The sequence below is a fragment of the Lysobacter sp. BMK333-48F3 genome, assembly GCF_019733395.1.
Taxonomy (GTDB): domain Bacteria; phylum Pseudomonadota; class Gammaproteobacteria; order Xanthomonadales; family Xanthomonadaceae; genus Lysobacter.
Window position 1 is genome coordinate 228,025 of record NZ_JAIHOO010000001.1, and the last position, 21,279, is coordinate 249,303.

Annotated in this window: 18 protein-coding genes and 1 riboswitch; of the genes, 10 read left to right on the plus strand and 8 right to left on the minus strand. The window is 69.7% G+C overall.

Features of this window, described 5'->3' with window-relative positions; translation table 11 throughout:
• Window positions 1-241: 241 nt before the first annotated feature.
• From K4L06_RS00770 to K4L06_RS00780, 3 genes are read right to left on the minus strand one after another with little or no spacing between them, the layout of a single operon-like run.
• Window positions 242-1,384, minus strand: coding sequence for a homoserine dehydrogenase (locus tag K4L06_RS00770; RefSeq protein WP_221669574.1), 1,143 nt, complete (start codon window positions 1,382-1,384; stop codon window positions 242-244).
• Window positions 1,381-2,631, minus strand: coding sequence for an O-succinylhomoserine (thiol)-lyase (locus K4L06_RS00775; protein WP_221669575.1), 1,251 nt, complete (start codon window positions 2,629-2,631; stop codon window positions 1,381-1,383). The genes K4L06_RS00770 and K4L06_RS00775 overlap by 4 nt, the downstream gene beginning before the upstream one ends.
• Window positions 2,628-3,698, minus strand: coding sequence for a homoserine O-succinyltransferase (locus K4L06_RS00780; protein WP_255594891.1), 1,071 nt, complete (start codon window positions 3,696-3,698; stop codon window positions 2,628-2,630). Before K4L06_RS00780 ends, K4L06_RS00775 begins: the two co-directional genes overlap by 4 nt.
• A 70-nt stretch (window positions 3,699-3,768) precedes the next feature.
• Window positions 3,769-3,904: riboswitch (SAM riboswitch) on the minus strand.
• A gap of 159 nt (window positions 3,905-4,063) precedes the next feature.
• Between K4L06_RS00780 and K4L06_RS00785 the strand changes: the two genes are divergently transcribed.
• From K4L06_RS00785 to K4L06_RS00815, 7 genes are all read left to right on the plus strand, one after another.
• Complete coding sequence (locus K4L06_RS00785) at window positions 4,064-5,164, plus strand: phytase (RefSeq protein WP_221669577.1); 1,101 nt, start codon at window positions 4,064-4,066, stop codon at window positions 5,162-5,164.
• Window positions 5,165-5,185: 21 nt separating this feature from the next.
• On the plus strand, window positions 5,186-6,109 hold the full coding sequence (locus K4L06_RS00790; RefSeq protein ID WP_221669578.1) for a M23 family metallopeptidase: 924 nt from the start codon (window positions 5,186-5,188) through the stop codon (window positions 6,107-6,109).
• A gap of 119 nt (window positions 6,110-6,228) precedes the next feature.
• The gene (locus tag K4L06_RS00795) at window positions 6,229-7,833 is read left to right on the plus strand and encodes a peptide chain release factor 3 (RefSeq protein WP_221669579.1); all 1,605 of its coding nucleotides are present in this window, start codon (window positions 6,229-6,231) and stop codon (window positions 7,831-7,833) included.
• Window positions 7,833-8,321 carry a hypothetical protein gene (locus K4L06_RS00800; protein WP_221669580.1) on the plus strand — a complete coding sequence of 163 codons (489 nt, stop codon included), beginning with the start codon at window positions 7,833-7,835 and terminating at the stop codon, window positions 8,319-8,321. Before K4L06_RS00795 ends, K4L06_RS00800 begins: the two co-directional genes overlap by 1 nt.
• An 85-nt stretch (window positions 8,322-8,406) precedes the next feature.
• On the plus strand, window positions 8,407-8,646 hold the full coding sequence (locus K4L06_RS00805; RefSeq protein ID WP_221669581.1) for a hypothetical protein: 240 nt from the start codon (window positions 8,407-8,409) through the stop codon (window positions 8,644-8,646).
• A gap of 167 nt (window positions 8,647-8,813) precedes the next feature.
• The gene (locus tag K4L06_RS00810) at window positions 8,814-9,479 is read left to right on the plus strand and encodes a hemolysin III family protein (RefSeq protein WP_221669582.1); all 666 of its coding nucleotides are present in this window, start codon (window positions 8,814-8,816) and stop codon (window positions 9,477-9,479) included.
• Between the two features lie 150 nt (window positions 9,480-9,629).
• Window positions 9,630-11,645 carry an AsmA family protein gene (locus tag K4L06_RS00815; protein ID WP_221669583.1) on the plus strand — a complete coding sequence of 672 codons (2,016 nt, stop codon included), beginning with the start codon at window positions 9,630-9,632 and terminating at the stop codon, window positions 11,643-11,645.
• Between the two features lie 18 nt (window positions 11,646-11,663).
• Here K4L06_RS00815 and K4L06_RS00820 read toward each other — a convergent pair whose 3' ends face one another.
• The 5 genes from K4L06_RS00820 to mtgA form a co-directional block, all read right to left on the minus strand.
• Window positions 11,664-12,326: a hypothetical protein gene (locus K4L06_RS00820; RefSeq protein ID WP_221669584.1), complete on the minus strand. Its 663-nt coding sequence runs from the start codon at window positions 12,324-12,326 to the stop codon at window positions 11,664-11,666.
• 170 nt (window positions 12,327-12,496) lie between these two features.
• Window positions 12,497-13,087 carry a hypothetical protein gene (locus tag K4L06_RS00825; RefSeq protein ID WP_221669585.1) on the minus strand — a complete coding sequence of 197 codons (591 nt, stop codon included), beginning with the start codon at window positions 13,085-13,087 and terminating at the stop codon, window positions 12,497-12,499.
• 99 nt (window positions 13,088-13,186) lie between these two features.
• Window positions 13,187-13,615: a CBS domain-containing protein gene (locus tag K4L06_RS00830; RefSeq protein ID WP_221669586.1), complete on the minus strand. Its 429-nt coding sequence runs from the start codon at window positions 13,613-13,615 to the stop codon at window positions 13,187-13,189.
• On the minus strand, window positions 13,575-14,609 hold the full coding sequence (locus tag K4L06_RS00835) for a glycosyltransferase family 2 protein (protein WP_221669587.1): 1,035 nt from the start codon (window positions 14,607-14,609) through the stop codon (window positions 13,575-13,577). The genes K4L06_RS00830 and K4L06_RS00835 overlap by 41 nt, the downstream gene beginning before the upstream one ends.
• A gap of 88 nt (window positions 14,610-14,697) precedes the next feature.
• Window positions 14,698-15,459, minus strand: coding sequence for a monofunctional biosynthetic peptidoglycan transglycosylase (gene mtgA / locus K4L06_RS00840; protein WP_255594893.1), 762 nt, complete (start codon window positions 15,457-15,459; stop codon window positions 14,698-14,700).
• 188 nt (window positions 15,460-15,647) lie between these two features.
• Between mtgA and K4L06_RS00845 the strand changes: the two genes are divergently transcribed.
• From K4L06_RS00845 to K4L06_RS00855, 3 genes are all read left to right on the plus strand, one after another.
• On the plus strand, window positions 15,648-16,562 hold the full coding sequence (locus K4L06_RS00845; protein WP_221669588.1) for an Hsp33 family molecular chaperone HslO: 915 nt from the start codon (window positions 15,648-15,650) through the stop codon (window positions 16,560-16,562).
• 158 nt (window positions 16,563-16,720) lie between these two features.
• Window positions 16,721-17,569 (plus strand): hypothetical protein, encoded by an 849-nt coding sequence (locus tag K4L06_RS00850; RefSeq protein WP_221669589.1) that lies wholly within the window; start codon window positions 16,721-16,723, stop codon window positions 17,567-17,569.
• 692 nt (window positions 17,570-18,261) lie between these two features.
• Entirely contained in the window at window positions 18,262-21,237 is a 2,976-nt protein-coding gene (locus tag K4L06_RS00855) for a TonB-dependent receptor (RefSeq protein WP_221669590.1), read from the plus strand.
• Window positions 21,238-21,279 lie beyond the last annotated feature (42 nt).

Here is a 21,279-nt window from a genome sequence, read left to right on the forward strand (position 1 = left end):
CGCCGCTCCTACAGGGGCATAGGACAAAGACGCGGCGACCGGGCGAGATGGCGGTCGCGGCTTGTGCCCGAAGGAAATCCCTGTGGGACGCCGCTCCTACAGGCGATGGCTTTGGGCTTCGATCGATGGCGTCAGCCTTGGATTTTCTACGCGTCCCGTGGTCGCGGCTTGTGACCGAAGGAAATCCCTGTGGGACGCCGCTCCTACAAGGGAACAGGACAAAGACGCGGAAGGACGGCGCTCAGCCGACCAGGCGCAGCACGTCGTCGAGCAGGCCCGCCGCGGTGACGCCGGCGCCGGCGCCAGGCCCCTGGATCACCAGCGGCTGGTCGCGGTAACGGTCGGACCAGATCGCGACCTTGTTGTCGGTGCCTGCGCCGCCGGCCAGCGGATGATCGCCGGGCAACGATTCCAGGCCGACCCGGGCGGTATGGCGGCCGTCTTCGCCGCAGTCCAGGCGGGCGATGAAACGCAGCTTCTCGCCGTTCTTGTAGGCCGCCGCGTAACGATCGCGCAGCGGCGTATCCAACGCCGGCAACGCCGCGTCCACGCCGTCCCTGGACAGGATCGCCAGTTCCGGCGGCACCAGCGAGGCCACGTCGACCTCGCCCGCTTCCAGCGCCACCCCGGCCGCGCGCGCCAGGATCAACAGCTTGCGCCGCACGTCCTCGCCGGACAGATCGTCGCGCGGATCGGGCTCGGTGTAGCCGGCGTCGCGCGCCTGCCGCACCAGGGCCGAGAACGGGCGCATGCCGTCGTAATGATTGAACAACCAGGCCAGCGAACCCGACAGCACGCCGGCGATGGCGTGGATGCGGTCGCCGCCGGCCTGCAGTTCGCGCAGGCTGCGCAGCAGCGGCAAGCCGGCGCCGACCGTGGCGCTGTCGCCGTAGCCGCTGCCGCCGTGCGCGCAGGCCTCGCGGATCGCGCGCCAGCGCGCCAGCGAGGTGCCCTGGCCGATCTTGCACGCGGTGACCACGTGGATGCCCTGCGCCAGCCATTCGGCATGGCGCTCGGCGACCGCTTCGCTGGCGGTGGCGTCGACCACCACCCGCGCGCCTTCGCCGGCCAGCCCCTCCCAGGACAGGGCCGCGGCGACCTCGTCGAGCGAGCTCGGCCGGTCGCTGGCGGTCAGCGCGGTGGCGGCGCGCTCGGGCGCGAGCCCGGCGCGGTCGACCGCGGCGCGGCGCGAGTTGGCCACATGCACCAGCGCCAGGCGCTCGCCCAGGCGCGTGCCGTGCCAAGCCTTGAGCCGCGCCAGCACCGCGCCGCCGACCGTACCGGTGCCGAGCAGCGCGACCCGCGCCGGCAGCGCCGGCGCGTTGGCGGCGGCGATGCGCGCGGCGGACGCCGGCGCCGACAGAGCGCTGGCCGCCGCGCTCATCGTTTGACGCGCGCCGCGGTGGCCACCGCCGCCGAAGCGCGCTCCAGCGCGGCTTCCAGATCGGCGATCAGGTCGTCGACATGCTCGATGCCGACCGACAGGCGCAACAGGCCGTCGCCGATGCCGGCGGCGGCGCGCGCTTCCGGCGACATCGCCGCATGGGTCATGGTCGCCGGATGCGCGACCAGGCTTTCGACGCCGCCCAGCGATTCGGCCAGGGTGAAACAGTTCAGGCCGTCGACGAAGGCGCGCACCGCGTCCTCGCCGCCTTCGATCTCGACGCTGAGCATGGCGCCGAAACCCTTCTGCTGGCGCGCCGCCAGGGCATGCCCCGGGTGCGAAGCCAGGCCCGGGTAATGCACCACCCGCACCGCCGGATGGGCGTCGAGCAGTTGGGCGATGGCCTGGGTGTTCTCCTGGTGCACGCGCAGGCGCGCGTCCAGGGTGCGCAGGCCACGCAGGGTCAGGAACGCGTCGAACGGCGAACCGGTCAGGCCCAGCGCATTGGCCCACCACACCAGTTGCTGGTGGTGCTCGGCGCTCTTGGCCACCACCGCGCCGCCGACCACGTCGCTGTGGCCGTTGATGTACTTGGTGGTCGAATGCACGACCAGGTCGGCGCCGAACGCGATCGGACGCTGCAGCGCCGGCGACAGGAAGGTGTTGTCGACCACGGTCAGCGCGCCCTGGGCGTGCGCGGCCTCGATCACGAAGCGCAGGTCGGTGATGCGCAGCAGCGGGTTGGACGGGGTTTCGATCCACACCACCGCCGGCTTGCTCGCCAGCGCTTCGGTCAGCGAACGCGGGTCGGTGAGATCGGCGGTGATCAGCTCGAACGCGCCCTTCGCCGCCAGCGCGTTGAACAGGCGCCAGCTGCCGCCGTAGCCGTCGTGCGGCACCACGATGCGGTCGCCCGGCTTGAGGAAGGCGTGCAGCACCAGGGTGATCGCCGACATGCCGGTCGAGGTGACCACGCCGCCGGCGCCGCCTTCCAGTTCCGCCAGCGCTTCGCCGAGCAGGTCGCGGGTCGGGTTGCCGCTGCGGGTGTAGTCGTACTGGCGCTTGTCGTTGAAGCCGGCGAAGCTGAAGTTCGACGACAGCACGATCGGCGGGGTCACCGCGCCGTAGGCGGCGTCGCGATCGATGCCGGCGCGGACCGCGGCGGTACAGGCGTTGCGGGTGGGGGCGTTGGAAGCCTGGGTCGAGGTCTGGGTCACGTGGGCCGCTCCGTTGATGTCAATGCTCATGCGGCCACCTGGCTACAGTCGGCCAGCGCTTCGCGCAGGATGGTGTCGATGTCGGTTTCTTCTTTCAGGCAGGCGTCGTGCCCGTAGATCGAGCGCAGCACGCGCAGCCGGGTTTCGCCGCGCAGGCGCTCGATCAGGTCGTAGGACTCGCTCAGCGGGATCAGCCGGTCCTCGCCGACCGCGACCACCGTGACCGGCAGGCGGATGGTCGAGGGGTCGACCTGCTGCAGGTCGATCGATTCGGACAGGCGCAGGAAGGCGGTGGTCGGGGTGCGCGCGACGTACTTGTGGCCGCAATGGTCGAGGTAGTCCTCGGCGTCGACGCGGACCCGGCCGTCGCGCACTTGCGCGGCGCCGAAGCGTTCGGCGAACTCTTCCGGGGTGCGGTAGCTCAGCACCGCCAGCTCGCGCGCCAGCGCTAGGCCCTGGCTCTCGTCGCACTGCAGGGCGCCGAGCGCGACCGCGCGGCGCTGCAGCGCGCGCCACGCCGCGGCATAGGGATGGGCGCGGTGGGTGCCGCTGATCGAGACCAGTTCGCCCAGCCGCGAGGGGTGGCGCGAAGCGAACTGCAGGCCGACCATGGCGCCGTAGGAGTAGCCGATGAAGGCCTGCAGGCAGGAAATGCGCAGCGCGTCGAGCAGGGCCGCGATGGCGTCGGCCTGATCGGCCGGGTCCAGCGGCGCGTCGAGTTCGCCGTCGGCGCCGACCCAGTCGAACGAGACCAGATGGAAACGCTGCGGGTCCAGCGCGCGGCCGGCGCCGACCTGGCTATGCCACCAGCCCGGCTCGGCGAACTCGCGGCTCGGCGCCAGGTGGCGGTGGGCGGAAATGCCGCCGGCGACGAACAAGGCCGGCAGACCGGCCTCGCCCTGGGTTTCGTAACGCAGCGTCACGCGGCGGCGGCCGGCGTGGCGCAAGTCGAGTTCGATCGCGATTTCGCCGCGGGTCGCGGCGCCGCGCGCGCTCAGGCGCTCGACGGCGGGAGCCGGGGCCAGCGCGCTGGCTTCGTGGGAAACGAAGCGTTCGCTGGCGTCGAAACTGGCAACGGGGCTGTGGGCGAAGCTCATGGCGGGCATCCGATAGGAACGGGGCCATCGAGCTTGCAAGTCGCAGGTGCGCCGCGAGGGGCGCACTTCGCAACCATCTTCCGACCGACGCCTCCACACCTCTAGGGCGGGGGCGGGCCGCAGGAATTGGCACCTTCGCGCGGCTTGCGCCGCGTTGGGTTGCCCCGGCTTCTAAGGGCCTGTCCCTCAGCCGGTCTCGATGGATGGGCACAGTCTGCCGGCGCCCCCGGGGGCTGTCAATCGCTTCATCCGCATATAGCGATTTATTATGAGACCCTGCCCCGGCCGACGCTCCCGGCAACCGGACCGCGGTCGCAATCGCAACCGTCCCCCGGTCGCCATGCGTCGCGCATACACTTGCCACGATGACTAGCCGCCTCCTTGCCGTCGCCCTCAGCGCGACCCTGCTCGCCGCCTGCGCCAGCCGCCCGGTGTTGGAATCGGAAACCCGCACCACCTCGGCGGGGCCGGTGCGGTTGCGCACCGTGCCCGAGCGCTTCGTGTCCGCGCCCAGTCCGCAGGACGAGCTCGACTCGCTGGCGACCTGGCCCGGCGAAGACGGCAAGACCTGGCTGATCGCCAGCGCCAAGTCCACCCACCAGTTACAGGTCTACGACGCCGATACCGGCGAGCGCCTGCGCAGCGTCGGCGGCAAGGGCACCGCCCTGGGCCAGTTCAAGCGCCCCAACGGGCTGGCGGTGTTCGGCGACCACGTGTTCGTGGTCGAGCGCGACAACCGCCGGGTGCAGGTGCTGCGCCTGCCCGACTTCGCCCCCTTGGCCAGCTTCGGCGAGGCCCAGCTGCGCAGCCCCTACGGCCTGTGGCTGCACGAGACCGCGCCCGGCGAACTGGAGGCCTACGTCACCGACAGCTTCATGTACGGCGACAAGTACGACCAGGTGCCGCCGCTGAGCGAACTGGATCAGCGCGTGCGCCGCTACCGCCTGCATTTCGACCAGGACGGCCGCCTGAGCAGCGAGTACCAGGGCGCGTTCGGCGACACCAGCGAGGACGCCGCCCTGCGCGTGGTCGAGTCGATCGCCGGCGACCCGGCCAGCGACCGCCTGCTGATCGCCGACGAGGACGAGCGCCATCTGTCGACCCTGCGCGAGTACACCCTGGCCGGCCGCTACACCGGCCGCCGCCTGCCCGACCGCAGCTTCGACGCCCAGGCCGAGGGCGTGACCCTGTGGAGCTGCGCGGACGGCGGCGGCTACTGGATCGCGGTCGACCAGCTGATGCCGCGCACCGTCTTCCACGTCTTCGACCGCACCACCCTGGCCCCGCGCGGCAGCTTCCGCGGCGAGGTCACCGCCCACACCGACGGCATCGTCCTGCACGCCGCCGGCACCGCCGGGTTCCCGTTCGGCGCGCTGTACGCGGTGCACGACGACCGTTCGGTGGCCGCGTTCGACCTCGGCGAGATCGCCCGCACCCTGTCGCTGTCCTCTTCCTGCCTGAACTGACGACCCGCCTCCGATCCGCTCATGCGTGCCTCTCATTATCTTGCCGCCCTGCTCTGCCTGACCGCGCTCGCCGGCGCCGACGCGCGAGCGGGCAAGCTGTACCGCTGGACCGACCGCCAGGGCATCGTCCATTACGGCGATCGCGCGCCCGACCGTGCGCCGCCGGCGGAAATCGAACGCATCCCGTTCCGCACCGAGCCGGGCGCGATCGCCCGCCTGCGCGTGCTGCAGGAAGGCGAGCGCTACCTGGCCTGGGCCGACAACAGCCTGGCCGGGCCGATCGAGGTGCGGCTGGATTTCACCCACAGCAACAACATCGTCGGCTCGCCGCACCTGCCGGCGCGGGCGATCCTGGACGCGCGCAGCAGCGCGGTGGTGGCGGTGCTCAGCGCCCAGGATCCGACCCGCGGCGGCGACTTCGAACTGAACATGCGCAGTACCCCAGGCGACCCGGACGCGCGCGCGCGCAACGTCGACTACCTGCTGCCGCTGCAACAGCAGCAGTTCCGCATCGACCAGGGCTACGGCGGCCACTTCAGCCACAGCGAGCCCGAACACCGCTACGCGGTCGACTTCGCCGCCGACATCGGCACCCCGGTGCTGGCCGCGCGCGACGGCACGGTGATGCAGGTCGAATCCGATTTCGACAAGGCCGGGCTGAACCTGGAGAAGTACGGCGACCGCGCCAACTTCGTCCGCATCCTCCACGACGACGGCAGCATGGCCCTGTACGCCCACCTCAAGGACGACGGCGGGGTGCTGGTCCGGCTCGGCCAGCGGGTCCGCGCCGGGCAGCAGATCGGCCTGTCCGGCAACACCGGCTTCAGCACCGGCCCGCACCTGCACTTCGCGGTCCAGGTCAACCGCGGCATGCGCCTGGAATCGATCCCGTTCCGGATGAGCGGCCCGCAGGGCCCGCTGCACCTGGGCGGCGGGGCGCGCTGAGCCCCGCCCGGCGGCCGCGGGCCGCCCCGCGGACCCGGCCCACCCGGCGCCGGCGGCGCACGCGGGTATAATCGCCGCCTTCCTCTCGACTCCCGACGCGCCCCGGGCGCGCCGTTCCCATGTCCGAAGTCACCCAGCAAGCCCTCCGCCGCCGCACTTTCGCGATCATTTCGCACCCCGACGCCGGCAAGACCACCCTGACCGAAAAGCTGCTGCTGTTCGGCGGCGCGATCCAGATGGCCGGCTCGGTCAAGGGCCGCAAGGCCGCGCGCCATGCGACGTCCGACTGGATGGCGCTGGAAAAGGAGCGCGGCATCTCGGTGACCTCCTCGGTGATGCAGTTCCCCTACGAGGGCCGCATCGTCAACCTGCTCGACACCCCCGGCCACGCCGACTTCGGCGAAGACACCTACCGCGTGCTCACCGCGGTCGACTCGGCGCTGATGGTCATCGACGTGGCCAAGGGCGTCGAAGAACGCACGATCAAGCTGATGGAGGTGTGCCGCCTGCGCGACACGCCGATCATGAGCTTCATCAACAAGCTCGACCGCGAAGGCAAGAACCCGATCGACCTGCTCGACGAGGTCGAGTCGGTGCTCGGCATCCAGTGCGCGCCGATCACCTGGCCGATCGGCATGGGCCAGCGCCTGAAGGGCGTAGTCCACCTGATCAGCGGCGAAGTGCACCTGTACGAGCAGGGCCGCAACTTCACCCGCCAGGACTCGACCATCTTCGCCTCGATCGACGACCCGGCGCTGGAAGCGCGGATCGGCGTCGGCATGCTGGCCGAACTGCGCGAGGAACTGGAACTGGTCGAAGGCGCCTCGCATCCGTTCGACAAGGCCAAGTACCTGGCCGGCGAGCAGACCCCGGTGTTCTTCGGCTCGGCGGTCAACAACTTCGGCGTGCAGCTGCTGCTGGACTTCTTCGTCGAGCACGCACCGTCGCCGAAGCCGCGCGAGACCACCAGCCGCGACGTGCAGCCCGACGAAGACAAGCTGTCCGGCTTCGTGTTCAAGATCCAGGCCAACATGGACCCGCAGCACCGCGACCGGGTCGCGTTCATGCGCATCTGCTCGGGCAAGTTCAGCGCCGGCATGAAGGCCTTCCATCCGCGCACCGGCAAGGAAGTGAAGCTGGCCAACGCGCTGACCTTCATGGCTAGCGACCGCGAGATCGCCGAAACCGCCTTCCCCGGCGACGTGATCGGCATCCACAACCACGGCACGATCTCGATCGGCGACAGCTTCAGCGAAGGCGAGAGCCTGGCCTTCACCGGCATCCCCAACTTCGCCCCGGAACTGTTCCGCCGCGCCCGCCTGCGCGACCCGCTCAAGCTCAAGCAGCTGCAGAAGGGCCTGGCCCAGCTGTCGGAGGAAGGCGCGACCCAGTTCTTCCGCCCGCTGATGAGCAACGATCTGATCCTCGGCGCGGTCGGCGTGCTGCAGTTCGACGTGGTCGCCTACCGGCTCAAGGACGAATACGGCGTCGACGCCAGCTTCGAGCAGGTCTCGGTCGCGACCGCGCGCTGGATCCGCTGCAGCGACGCCAAGAAGCTGGAAGAGTTCCGCGACAAGAACGCGCTCAACCTGGCCGTCGACGCCGCCGGCCAGCTGGTCTATCTGGCGCCGACCCGGGTCAACCTGCAGCTGGCCCAGGAACGCGCCCCCGGCGTCGAGTTCCTGGCCACCCGCGAACACGCGCACGCGGTGGCCGTCGACTGATGTCGCCGCTGCGCCAATGGTGGTTGTACTTGTTGAGCAAGCGCAGCGAAGTCGCCGCGCTCGACTACAAGGACGCCTACATGGCCAAGGTGATCATGGACATCCACCGCCTGCGCGCCGACAAGGCGCAGGCGCTGGTGCCGCTGCGCGAGCTGCACCCGATCCACCGCATCGACCGCGAATCGGCGCAGCAGGCCACCGCGGCGCGCGCCCTGGCGCTGCTCGCGCGCCGCGACGAACTGCTGGCGCGCGGCAAGCTCGATCTGGCCGCGCTGAGCGAGATCATTCCCTCGGTCTCGCAGATCAAGGTGGTCCGCGACGGCGCGCGCTGGCTGGCCTTCGAAGGCAACGGCCGCCTGTATGCGATGCGCCAGGCCTTCGGCGCGGAGTGCGCGCTGCCGGTCGAAGTCGAGGAGTACCGCTTCGCCCGTCCGGCCAAGATCCAGCGCCGGCTGCGCCGGATCCGCCGTCTGAACGAACTCGAGTAAGTCCGCCCGCTCCGATGCTGCGCGGCAGCATCGACTAGCATCGTCCGGTCGGCCGAGCCGGCCGGCGTCCATACGGGAGGGGATCATGTACTACCTGGGCATCGCGCTGTGTCTGATCGGCGGTCTGTGGATCGTGGTCAACGCGTTCCGCAAGAGCATCTGGTGGGGGCTGGGTTCGCTGTTGATACCGTTCGTGGCGCTGGTGTTCGCGATCATGAATTTCGCCGCCAACAAGATCCCGCTGGCGATCTATGTCGTCGGCATCGTGCTGATCCTGGTCGGCATGCCGTCGATGTCGCAGTACGCGACGGCGCCGGCGGGCTGAGCGCATCGGCCCGGTCCGCGGAGTCCCGGCCGGGATTCCGCGGACGACGTGCGCCGCAGCGCCGGCGTGATGCGCTTGGCGAAACCGGACCGCCGTCGCCTTACCGCGTCGGTCGGTTCGCGCCGGGGCCGAGCATTTGCTCCAGACCGCGCTAGGATGCTGGGACCATGCCTATCGCCCATGCCCCCGCTCACGGCGACCATTCGATCCGCGAAGAGATCGCCAATGCCCTGACCCACGGCCTCGGCGCCACCGCCGCGCTCGCCGGCGGTTCGGTGATGATCACCCTGGCCGCCCTGTACGGCGACGCCTGGCAGCTCGGCAGCTCGATCGTGTTCGGGATCAGCCTGTTGCTGCTGTACCTGGCCTCGACCCTGTATCACGCGATCCAGCACCCGATCGCCAAAGGCCGGCTCAAGGTCTTCGACCATTGCGCGATCTACCTGCTGATCGCCGGCACCTACACCCCGTTCACCCTGATCGGCCTGCGCGGCCCCTGGGGCTGGGGCCTGTTCGCGGCGATCTGGGGCCTGGCCCTGGCCGGGATCGTGTTCAAGCTGTTCTACACCGGCCGCTTCAAGCTGTTGTCGACCCTGATCTACATCGCCATGGGCTGGCTGGTGCTGGTGGCGATCAAGCCACTGGTGCAGGCGCTGGAGCCGTGGACCCTGGGTTGGCTGCTCGCCGGCGGCCTGTGCTACACCCTCGGCACGGTGTTCTATCACCGGCCTTCGCTGCGCTACTCGCACGCGATCTGGCATCTGTTCGTCGTCGCCGGCAGCGTCTGCCACTACATCGCGGTGCTGTCGCAAGTGGTGCCGTCGCCGGCCTGAACGCCGCGGCGCCCGTCCACGGCGCGTTCACTTCCGCTTTACCGGGGTCTGGCGATGGTGGGCCCATCGTAGCGAACAGGTCCCCACGCGCGGGCCGAATGGAGTGCGCCGAAGCGCCTCCGGCACGATCGGCCGGCGCCAGCCCCCGCGATGAGCCAGCTCCCGACAAGCCAGCTTCCGATAAGCCAGCTCCCGACAAGCGAGTCCCATCCGCAGACTCCGCAGTCCACCGACGCCGCCGCGCCGTCCTGGCGCGCGCGCCTGCGCCGCCACCCGCTGCGCACCGGCTTCGGCCTGCTCGCGCTCGCCGTGCTGGCGCTGATCCTGCTGTGGGACTGGAACTGGTTCAAAGGCCCGATCGAACGCCAGGTCGAGGCGCGCACCGGGCGCCGGCTGGAAATCGCCGGCGACCTCGACGTCGACCTGGGCCGGACGCCGGTGATCCGCGCCGACGGCCTGAGCTTCGCCAATGCGTCTTGGGCGCGGCGGCCGCTGATGGCCAGCGCGCAGCGCCTGGAGTTGGCGATCGAGCTGTGGCCTTTGCTCAAGGGCAAGGTCCGCATTGCCGAAATCCGCCTGCGCCAGCCGCGCCTGAACCTGCAGGGCGACGCCAAGCACGGCGGCAACTGGAAGTTCGAACGCGGCGGCGACGGCGAGTTGCCGGTGTTCCGGCGGATCTGGATCGACGACGGCCGGATGGAATTCCTCGATCCGGCCGGCAAGACCGATCTGAACCTGCGCGTCGCCAGCCGCGCCGCGCAACGCGCCGATGCCGCGCCGCCGGTACAGGTCGAGGGCAGCGGACGCTGGAAGGGCAATCCGTTCAAGCTGCACGGCCGCGCCGAATCGCCGCTGGAACTGCAGCACGCGCAGCGACCGTACCGACTCGACCTGCGCGCCAGCGCCGGCGCGACCCGCGCCCACGCACGCGGCGAGGTGGTCGACCCGTTCCACCTGCGCGACTTCGAGCTGCAACTGGCCCTGGCCGGCAAGAACCTGGCCGACCTGTATCCGCTGCTCGGCCTGGCCATTCCCGACACCCCGCCTTATGCGCTCGACGGCCGCCTGAGCCGCGAAGGCGCGAACTGGCGCTATCGGCGTTTCAGCGGCCGGGTCGGCGACAGCGATCTGTCCGGCGACGCCAGCGTCGCCACCGGCGGGCCGCGTCCGTACCTGCGCGCCGACCTGGTCTCCAAGCGGCTGGACTTCGACGACCTGGCCGGCTTCGTCGGCGCGCCGCCGCAAACCGGACGCGGCGAAAGCACCAATCCCGAACTCGCCGCCGAGAACGCGCGCCTGCAGGCCAGCCCCAAGCTGCTGCCGGACACGCCCTACCAGCTCGACAAGCTGCGCGCGATGGACGCCGACGTGCGCCTGCGCGCCAACCGCATCAACGCGCCGGGCTGGCCGTTGGACGACATGCAGGCGCACCTGCTGCTGGAGAACGGCCTGCTGCGCCTGGCGCCGCTGAACTTCGGCGTCGCCGACGGCGAGATCCGCTCGAGCATCGTCATGGACGCGCGCCAGGCGCCGATCCGCACCCGCGCCAACATCGACGCGCGCGGCCTGACCCTGGCCAAGCTGTTGCCGAAGGTCAAGCTGGCCAGCGACGCGGTCGGCAAGGTCGGCGGCCGGATCGCCCTCAACGGCCAGGGCAACTCGATCGCGCGCATGCTCGGCAGCAGCGACGGCGAGGTCGCGGTCGGCATGGGTCCGGGCCAGATCAGCAACCTGCTGATGGAATTCACCGGCCTCGACCTGGCCGAGATCCTCAAGTTCAAGCTCACCCGCGACCGCAAGATCCCGATCCGCTGCGCGTTCGGCGATTTCGCCGTCGCCGACGGAGTAATGACCGCGCGCGCGCTGGCCTTCGACACCAGCGACACCTTGCTGGTCGGCAAGGGCACGATCGATCTGGCGCAGGAAAAACTCGACCTGACCATCCGCGCCCGGCCCAAGGACCGCAGCCTGTTGGCCCTGCGCACGCCGCTGTACGTCGGCGGCAGCTTCAAGCAGCCCAGCGCGCGCCCGGACTTCGGCCGCCTGGGCCTGCGCGGCGCGGCGGCGCTGGCCCTGGGCAGCATCGCCCCGCCGGCGGCCTTGCTGGCGACGCTGGAACTGGGTCCGGGCAAGGACGCGAGCTGCGCCGGGCACGCGGCGAACTGAACGCCGGCGCGGCTACGGCTACAGTTCGATGTCCCGGCCGGGATGCGCCAGGTCGTAGACCAGGTTCGCCTGCATGTCGCTGCCGTCGTCCAGCTTCTGCCTGAGCGCGTACTCGCTGCGTCCGTCGCCCAGGCGGCGCTCGCCGACCAGGCGAATCCGATTCAGGCAGGAGGCAATCACCGAGGTGTTGCTGACCGAGCCGCCTGCGGCGTCGAACGCCAGGTTCAGCAGCGTCGTCTCGCGCCCCTTGCGGCAGCGTCCGTGGTCGACCTCCGGATCGCTCGACGCTTCCACCCGCAGCAACAGGTCAAAACGTTCGCCGCGATCTTCCTGGCCCAGGATCGCGACGCGTTCGATCCGGCGCACCGGGTCGGCGAAGATCTGCTCCATCGGCAGCGCGAACGTGCGCACCGCGCTCGTCAGCTGCAGGCTTCGCCCATCGCCGGCGACATCGACCTGCGCCGGGCGTTGCGGTTCCCGCCGCGGCGGCGGCGGCTTCGGACGCTCGTCCTCGTCCTGCCGAATCCGCTGTGTCGAATCGTCTGGCGCACTCGATGGCGCGCGCCTGCGCTCGGCGGCCTCGTCCGCGGCAGGCGGCGCGGCCGCCGGGGTGCAGCCCAGCGCGGCGACGACGATCAAGATCGCGCTGGCGCAGCGCACAGCGAAGCGGTATCGATTCATGCGGTTCCTTGGTCAGACAGGCAGGAACGCTTCCGCCCAGATCCGTGGATTCGCGAGGCGCGACGAAAGCATTCGGCTTAGGGTGTGCGCCGCAGACCGTCGCCTATGAAGCGATCCGATCGGACCGGAACCGCCGGACCAGCGAGGTCGACGCGACGGCGCCGCGCGATCTACAGGGTGATGTCGGCGCCCGGATGGCGCAGGTCGTACACCAGGTAAACCGGCCAGGTATCGCCTTCGGCATAAGTGTGTTCGAGGTCGTACTCGACCCGATCGCCCTGGCGGCGCTCGGCGACCAGGCGGGTGCGCTTGAGGCAGGATTCCAGATCGTGGCTGCCGCTGACCTGGTTGTCGTTGCCGTCGAACGCCAGGGTGCGCAGCACCACCTCGCGGCCGTCGCGGCAGCGGCCGCCCTCGGCCTTGGGATCGCTGGCGCCTTCGATGCGCAGCAACAGGTCGAAGCGCTCGCCCTTGTCCTCCTGGCCCAGGATCGTCACCCGGTCGATCTTGCGCACCCGGCCGTCGAACACATCGGCGATTTCGATCGGGAATTCGCGGATCGCCGTGACCACGTCGACGCGTTGGCCGTCGGCGGCGACCGCCGCCTGGGCCGGACGCGCCGGCGGCTTGGCGGGAACCGGCGCGGCGGCGGGCTTGACCGCCGCGGCGGCCGGTTGCGACTGCGACGAGCAAGCGGCCAGAACGGCGACGGCCAGGGCGGCCAGCGATGGGCGCAGCATTACGAAACGACCGGAACGCATGGTGATCCTTCACTCGGGCATGCGACGAAGCGTCGCCGCCGCGCAGCATAGTCGAATGCGCGCCTCGTGCGGCAAGGCTGCGCCGCACTACGGTCGCGCTCAGCTGGCGATGTAACGCTGCAGTTGGTCGAGTTCGAGCTGCTGGTCTTCGATCACCGCCTTGACCAGGTCGCCGATCGACACCACTCCGACCACCCGGCCGGCGTCGACCACCGGCAGGTGGCGGATGCGGCGCTCGGTGACGATCTGCATGCAGCGGTCGGCGCTGTCGCCGAGCCCGACCACCACCACCTCGGCGGTCATGATCGCGTGCACCGGCGTGTCCGCCGACGAGCGTCCCTGCAGCACGATCTTGCGCGCGTAGTCGCGCTCGGAGAGGATCCCGGCCAGTCGCGGCCCCTCCATCACCAGCACCGCGCCGATGCGTTTCTCGGCCATCAGCCGGATCGCGTCGATCACCGGCGCATCGGGCCCGATCGCGTGGATCTCAGGCGCTTTCGCCTCCAACAACTGTCGTACCGTGCGCATGGCCGTCTCCTTCCGCAAGCTGGGGAAACCGCTTCGGCTCCGAGCATACTCCTGGCGCGGGCTGCCAGGTGTCGATCAGGTACAGGGGCCGCTGTTTGGACTCCTCGTACAGCCGGCCCAGGTACTCGCCGATCAGGCCGAGCGCGATCAACTGCACCCCGCCCAGGAACAGGATCACCGCCATCATCGTCGGCCAGCCCTGCACCGGGTCGCCGAACAGCAACGCCTTGAGCACCACCTTGATCGCGAACGCGAACGCCACCAGCGCCGTGGCCAGGCCCAGGTAGGTGGCCAGGCGCAGCGGCGCGGTCGAGAAACTGGTGATGCCCTCCAGGGCCAGGTTCCACAGCCGCCACAGGTTGAACTTGCTGGCCCCGGCCACCCGCGCCTCGCGGTGGTACGGCAGGGCGACGCGGTTGTAGCCGACCCAGCCGAACAGGCCTTTCATGAAGCGGTGCCGCTCGCGCAACTGGCGCAGCGCATCGAGCGCGCGCGGCGAGAGCAGGCGGAAATCGCCGGTATCGGCCGGAATCGGGGTGCGCGAGAGGCGGCCGATGATCCGGTAGAAGGCGTGCGCGGTGCCGCGCTTGAGCCAGCCCTCGCCTTCGCGCTCCATGCGCGTGCCATAGACGTCGTCGTAGCCCTGCCGCCACAACGCCACGAACTGCGGGATCAGTTCCGGCGGGTCCTGGCCGTCGGCGTCCAGGATCAGCGCCGCGCCCTGCTCGACCCGGTCCAGGCCGGCGGTCAGCGCCGCTTCCTTGCCGAAGTTGCGCGACAGCCGCAGCAGGGCCACGCGCGGATCGTGCGCGGCGAACGCCTGCAGGATCTCCCAGGTGCGGTCGCGGCTGCCGTCGTCGACGTACAGCACGCGTCCGTCGACGCCGTCCGCCGCCAGCGCGTCCAGCGCCGCGGCGATGCGCGGCTGCAGCAGCGGCAGGCTCTGCTCTTCCTCGAAGGCGGCCAGGACGACGGTGACGCGTTCGCGATTCATGCCGCGCATAGTAGCCGCGCCGCGGCGTTGCGGAACGTGATCGCGCCGGCTGCGGCGGGCCCCGCCATGGCGGCCTCGGCCGCCGGCCTCATTCGATCCGCTTGAGGTAGCCGTCGCCGCCGATGTAGCGCATCTGGCGCTGGATGGCGCCGGCCCGGCGCTGCACGTAGGGGCCGGGGCGGGCGATGCTGTAGCGCTTGGGATTGGGCAGCACCGCCGCCATGCGCGCAGCCTCGGCCGGCGCCAGCCGCGCGGCGTCCTTGCGGTAGTAGGTGCGCGCCGCCGCCTGGGCGCCGTACACGCCGTCGCCGAACTCGGCGATGTTGGCGTAGACCTCGATGATCCGGCGCTTCGGCCACAGGGTCTCGATCAGCAGGGTGTACCAGGCCTCCACGCCCTTGCGCACCCAACTGCGCCCGCTCCACAGGAACAGGTTCTTGGCGGTCTGCTGGCTGATCGTGCTGCCGCCGCGCACCTTGCGGCCGCGGGCGTTGTTCTTGCGCGCCTTCTCGATCGCCTTGAGGTCGAAGCCGAAGTGCTCGGCGAAGTTCTGGTCCTCCGAGGCGACCAGGGCCACCGGCAGGTTGGGCGAGATCTGGTCCAGGTCGCGCCAGTCGTAGGCGATGCGGAAGCCGAACTCGCCCTGGCCCCAGGCCTCGAACTGGCGGATCAGCATGAACGCCGACAGCGGCGGGTCGACGAAGCGCAGGGTCGCGACCTGCAGGATCGAGGCCAACACGAACAGCAGCGGCAGCGCCATCAGCCAGCGCAGCCAGCGCCGCAGCCGGCGCGGCCGCGGCGCGGAAACGGCGGCCGCCCCGGTCGCGGCGGCATCCGGACGGGGGGTCAAGTCTTGCACCGACGCCCCTCCGACCCCACTGTGGATGCGACGCGCGCCCGCATCGCTGCCCTCGGTACCGATCGCGTCGGCATGCCTACTCCCCCTTTCACCAGAACGCCTACAGGAACGCGCGCATTATCCGCGAAGCCGCGCCCGCATTCGCAGCCGGGGCCGCTCGCGCGTTCGAGACCGCCAAGATGACCGATTCCCAGACCGCCCCCGCCGCCGACCACGACCGTCTGACCCGCTTCCTGATCGAGGGCGCCGGGGTCCGCGGCGTGCGCGTCCACCTGCACGACACCTGGCGGCAGATCCGCGAACGCGCCGAGTACCCGGCCGCGGCGGCCGAACTGCTGGGCGAGGCCGCCGCTGCGGCGGCCCTGTTCACCGGCCACGCCAAGGTCGACGGGCGGCTGTCGGTGCAGCTGCGCGGCGACGGCGCCCTGCGCACCTTGTTCGCCGAATGCACCTCCGCCGGCACCCTGCGCGGGATCGCCCAGCTCGCCGAGGACGGCGGCACGGTCTCGCGCGACCTGCGCGAACTCGGCCCCGAGGCGATGCTGGCGATCACCATCGAAAACCCCGGCCTGCACGGCCGCGAGCCGGTCCGCTACCAGGGCCTGGTGGCGCTGGAGTCGGACTCCCTGGCCGGCGCCTTCGAGGGCTATTTCCGCCAGTCCGAACAGCTGCCGACCCGGCTGCTGCTGGCCGCCGACGAGCGCCAGGCCGCCGGCCTGATGCTGCAGAAGCTGCCCGGCGACCAGGGCGACGACGACGGCTGGGCCCGGGTCGGGGCGCTGTTCGACACCCTGCGCGCCGGCGAGCTGCTGGAGCTGCCCACCGAAACCCTGCTGACCCGGCTGTTCCACGAGGACGGGGTCCAGTTGCTCGGCGGCAAGCCGCTGGGCTTCGCCTGCTCCTGCTCGCGCGAGCGGGTCGAGGCGATGCTGGTCTCGCTCGGCCGCGAGGAGGCCGACGCCGCCGCGGCCGACGGCGAGGCCCGGGTCCGCTGCGAGTTCTGCGGCCAGAGCTACCGCTTCGACCAGGGCCAGATCGCCGGCCTGTTCGCCGCCGCCGCGGCCGAAGTCGAGGCGCCGCAACGCCTGCAATGAGCGGCCGGATCCGCGACGAACGGTCTCGTGGATCCGAGATTTGGGATCCATATCCGATTGTTAAATAAACATAAACCGACTATAGTCGGAGTTGCCTAACGGGGAACTTCGACCGGCTTCATCCGGTCATAACGGTCGGTCCACGCACTGCGAGATCCATGCTCAAGCTCCTGCGCCCATTGTCGCTCGCCCTGACGCTCGCCTTCGGCGTGGCGACGGGCGCGCACGCGCAGGTCATGCCGGGCAAGCGCGCGGACACCACTTACTTGCCGGTCTGGAACCACAACGGCAAGCTCGAATACCTGTTGCAGCTGGAGCCGGCCAATCAGCAGGCCGCCACCCGCTGGAAGCTCGGCGACAGCTCCGTCGACGCCACCCTCGGCCTGGATGCGGGCGACGGCCTGGGCCTGGTCTGCGACCGCAGGACCGGCCTGGCCGGCGCGATCGGCAACCTCGCCAATCACTGCCTGCTCGCCGCCCTGGACGACGACGGCGACGACAGCCGCCAGATCTCCGCCGGCGCCAGCCTCAACCGTCCGGGTGGACGGGTCGGCGTGACCCTCGGCAGCGGCCGCGACACCTTGCCCGCCTGGCTCAGCCCGAACAGCCGCACCAGCCGGGTCGATCAGAACACCCTGACCGTCTACGTGCAGAAGAAGATCGGCGACGAGGCCATGGTCTCGATCGGCGGCACCAAGGCGCGCGCGCGCCTGATCCCTGCCGGCGAAGTACCGAACGTGGCCGACCGCTGGAGCAGCAAGAGCTTCAGCATTGGCGCCGGGATCGGCAACTTCGCCGCCAACATCGTCGGCCGGGTGGTCAACACGCCCGCGCCCGGCCAGTGGGAAGCGCTGGGCGTCGGCCTGACCTGGCGCACCCCGTGGAGCGGCCAGCTCACCGTGGGCGCCGAGAACGTCGTGACCCGCGGCAAGAACCCGTTCGCGCCGAGCAACGGCAACAAGGACGAGGGCACCGTGCCCTACGTCCGCTACGAACAAGACCTGTAAGTCCGGCGTCGTCGCGGCGCAGCGAGCGCGCTTCTTTATCGAGCGCCTTTTCTCTTTCTCTATATAGATAGCGGCAGGCCGGCGCCTGCGGCGTTCGCGCGCCTTGCCCGACTGCGGCCTGCACGGCCGCCATCCGGAAGCGACGGTCATCGTCGCCGATGATTCCCGGGCGAACCCCTTCGAAGCACGCGCCGCGGGCCCGGCCCCGCCGGCCGCTCGCACTCGGCACATTGTCGTAGGCACGCCGCTGCGCCGGTACCTCGGCCGGGCCGCCCCGCGACGGGAGCAGGAACCGCGGCCCGCGCGCACCAGGCCTCCGGCATCGGCGCCGGGACGGCGCGCCACCTACCCCAGACCGCTTCGCAGCGCCGCCCCCAACCGACGGATCGCCCAATTCAGCAAAGACCGGCGCCTGACGAGAATCGGTTGCATTCAGGCCCCATTTCTGGGTCTAAACACGATTTTTACCACCCTAACTCCCTATTCATAATTTATCTACCGACCTGTTTGCCGATTCACTTTGCTGCACCTGCTCACACAGATGCCACAAATCGACAATTCGCGACGCTTAACAACACTTTAATTTTCCGAAGTGTGCAGTTACGATCCGGCGAGCTTGCTGGATTTGGTGTGCCTATTTGCCCCACCCAGCGGGTCCACGGGTAACACAAAACAGACTCGGAGAGAGAGAAATGACCTTCAAGACCACCCAGCTCCGCGACGCGATTGCATTCGCGCTCGCGGTGGGTAGCACCGCCCTGGTCGGCACCGGCGTGGCTTTCGCGCAGGAAACCGAGAGCAAGGAAGCCACCACGCTCGATCGCGTCGAAGTGACCGGTTCGCGCATCCGCCAGGTCGACATCGAAACCGCCGCGCCGGTGCTGCAGATCAGCCGCGCCGAGATCGAGAAGCAGGGCTTCAAGTCGGTCGCCGACATCCTGCAGAACATCACCGCCGCCGGCTCGCCGGCGATCAGCCGCACCTCGCCGCTGAGCTCGGGTGAAGCGGTCGGTGGCTACTACATCGATCTGCGCAACCTCGGCGCCAACCGCACCCTGGTGCTGGTCAACGGCAAGCGCCTGGGCGCGACCAACGACGGTCTGCAGGACGTGGCCTCGATCCCCTCGGCGATCGTCGAGCGCATCGAAATCCTCAAGGACGGCGCTTCGACCATCTACGGTTCGGACGCGATCGCGGGCGTGATCAACATCATCACCCGCAAGAACTTCGAAGGCGCCGAAGCCAACGCCTACATGGGCCAGTGGGGCCAGGGCGACGGCACCCGCCAGAACTACGACTTCACCATCGGCTTCACCGGCGACCGCGGCTCGGTGACCATCGGTGCGGAATACACCAAGGAAGATCCGGTGTGGGCCCGCGACCGCTGGTTCTCGATCGCCCGCTTCCCGACCGGCGACAAGAGCGAGCCGCGCGACTTCGGCTTCTCCGGCACCACCCAGTGGGGCGCGCTGCTGATCCCGACCGGCGCCACCCTGCCGAACGGCACCCCGGCCATGGGCGCTCCGCGCTTCCTCGCCCGCGAAACCCCGGGCCTGGATCCGCGCAACATCGCCAACTTCCGCGCCCGCAACGGCTCGGACGTCTCGCTGCCGGCCGAACAGTCGACCGTGTATAGCGGCATCGAGCGCAAGTCGCTGTTCGTCAACGCCAGCTACGACATCGCCGACTGGCTGCGTTTCGAAACCGACATGCTGTACACCGACCGCGAATCGTTCGCCCAGAACGCCGGTTATCCGTACCAGTCGGCCGTGCTGTCGCCGGGCTTCAACAGCCCGATCTCGGTCGACAGCTACTTCAACCCGGTCGGCAACCAGCGCACCGGCGCCCTGCCCGCCGGCGTGACCGCTCCGACCTTCGTGCACTTCGTGCGCCGCGGTTGGGAAGTGCCGCGTCAGGTCCGCAACAGCCTGACCACCTACCGCTTCACCGGTACCTTCAGCGGTTCGTTCGAAGTCGGCGACAAGATTTGGGATTGGGACGCCGGCTACCTGTACAACCAGAACAAGGGCGTGCAGATCAGCACCGGCAACCTCAACGTCGCCAACGTGCGCCGTGCGGTCGGCCCGTCGTTCCTCAACGCCAACGGCCAGGTCCAGTGCGGCACCCCGGGCGCGCCGATTCCGCTCGGCGTCGGCGGCGGCCAGTGCACCCCGTGGAACCCGCTGCTGCCGTTCGGCTACGCCGGCTCCAACGGTCTGAACGACCCGAACGTGCAGAAGTTCCTGTACCAGAACGGTCAGGCCACCTCGGAAACCAAGACGGTCGACTACTTCGTCAACCTGAGCGGCGCGATCGCCACCCTGCCGGCCGGCGACCTGAGCCTGGCGGTGGGTTACGAGCACCGTAAGGAAAGCGGCTTCTTCTCGCCGGACGCGATCTCGCAGACCGGCGGCTCGACCGACCTGGCCAGCGGCCCGACCTCCGGCGCCTACAACCTCGACGAGTTCTACGCCGAGTTGCAGATCCCGGTCCTGGCCGACGTCACCGGCGCGAAGGAACTGACCTTCAACGTCGCGACCCGCTACTCCGACTACGACACCTTCGGCAACACCACCAACAGCAAGTTCGGCTTCAAGTGGAAGCCGATCGACTCGCTGCTGGTCCGCGGCACCTGGTCGGAAGGCTTCCGCGCCCCGACCATCGCCGACCTGTACGGCGGCCTGGGTCAGTCGTTCTCGTTCTACACCGACGCCTGCGACACCCTGTTCGGCGACGCCGCCGGCAACACCCGTTGCCGTCGCGACGTGCCGGTCGGCTTCCGTCAGGCCGCCAACACCCCGAGCGGTCTCGCCCCGGGCCCGGGCACCCAGACCAACACGCCGTTCCTGTCGGGTTCGAACGACAAGCTGGTTCCGGAAACCTCCACCTCGAAGACCTTCGGCGTGGTGTGGAGCCCGACCTTCGTCGACAACCTGAACCTGTCGCTCGACTGGTGGAACATCAAGATCGAGAACGCGATCACCGCCGACACCCCGACCCAGGTGCTGGCCGACTGCTACACCCGTGGCATCGAATCGCGCTGCAACACCGCCCAGGATCCGGCCCGCTCGCGCTTCGTGCGTGATCCGATCACCGGCAACATCACCAGCTTCATCTTCGCGCCGATCAACGTGGGCTACAACGAAGTCGAAGGTTTCGACTTCGATGTGAACTATCGTCTCGACACCGAGTGGGGCCGGTTCGGCGTTGCCTGGCTCAACAGCTACACCACCAAGAACGAGCTGCAGACCGACATCCTCGGCGAAGCCGCTCCGACCCAGCAGAACGGCTTCGGCGGCTTCTTCCGCATCCGTTCGAACCTCAACCTGAGCTGGGACAAGGGTCCGTGGGGCTTCACCTGGGGCATGCGTTACTACTCCGGCGTGAAGGAAGAGTGCTACTTCGACGACCGCTGCTCGCTGCCGGACTACATGGCTCCGGACACCAACGGCGAAGTGTCGCCGAAGAACGAGATCGGCTCGAACACCTTCCACGACATGCAGGTCCGCTTCAACGCGCCGTGGAACGCCACCATCGCGGTCGGCGCCAACAACGTGTTCGAGCACTACGCCGCTCCGCAGTACGATCAGCCGAACTCGGGCTACTCGTACTACGGCGGCTACGACATCGGCCGTTTCGTGTACTTCAAGTACCAGCAGCGCTTCTAAGCAACACCGCGGCACCGCAACATGAACACGGCCCCCTCGGGG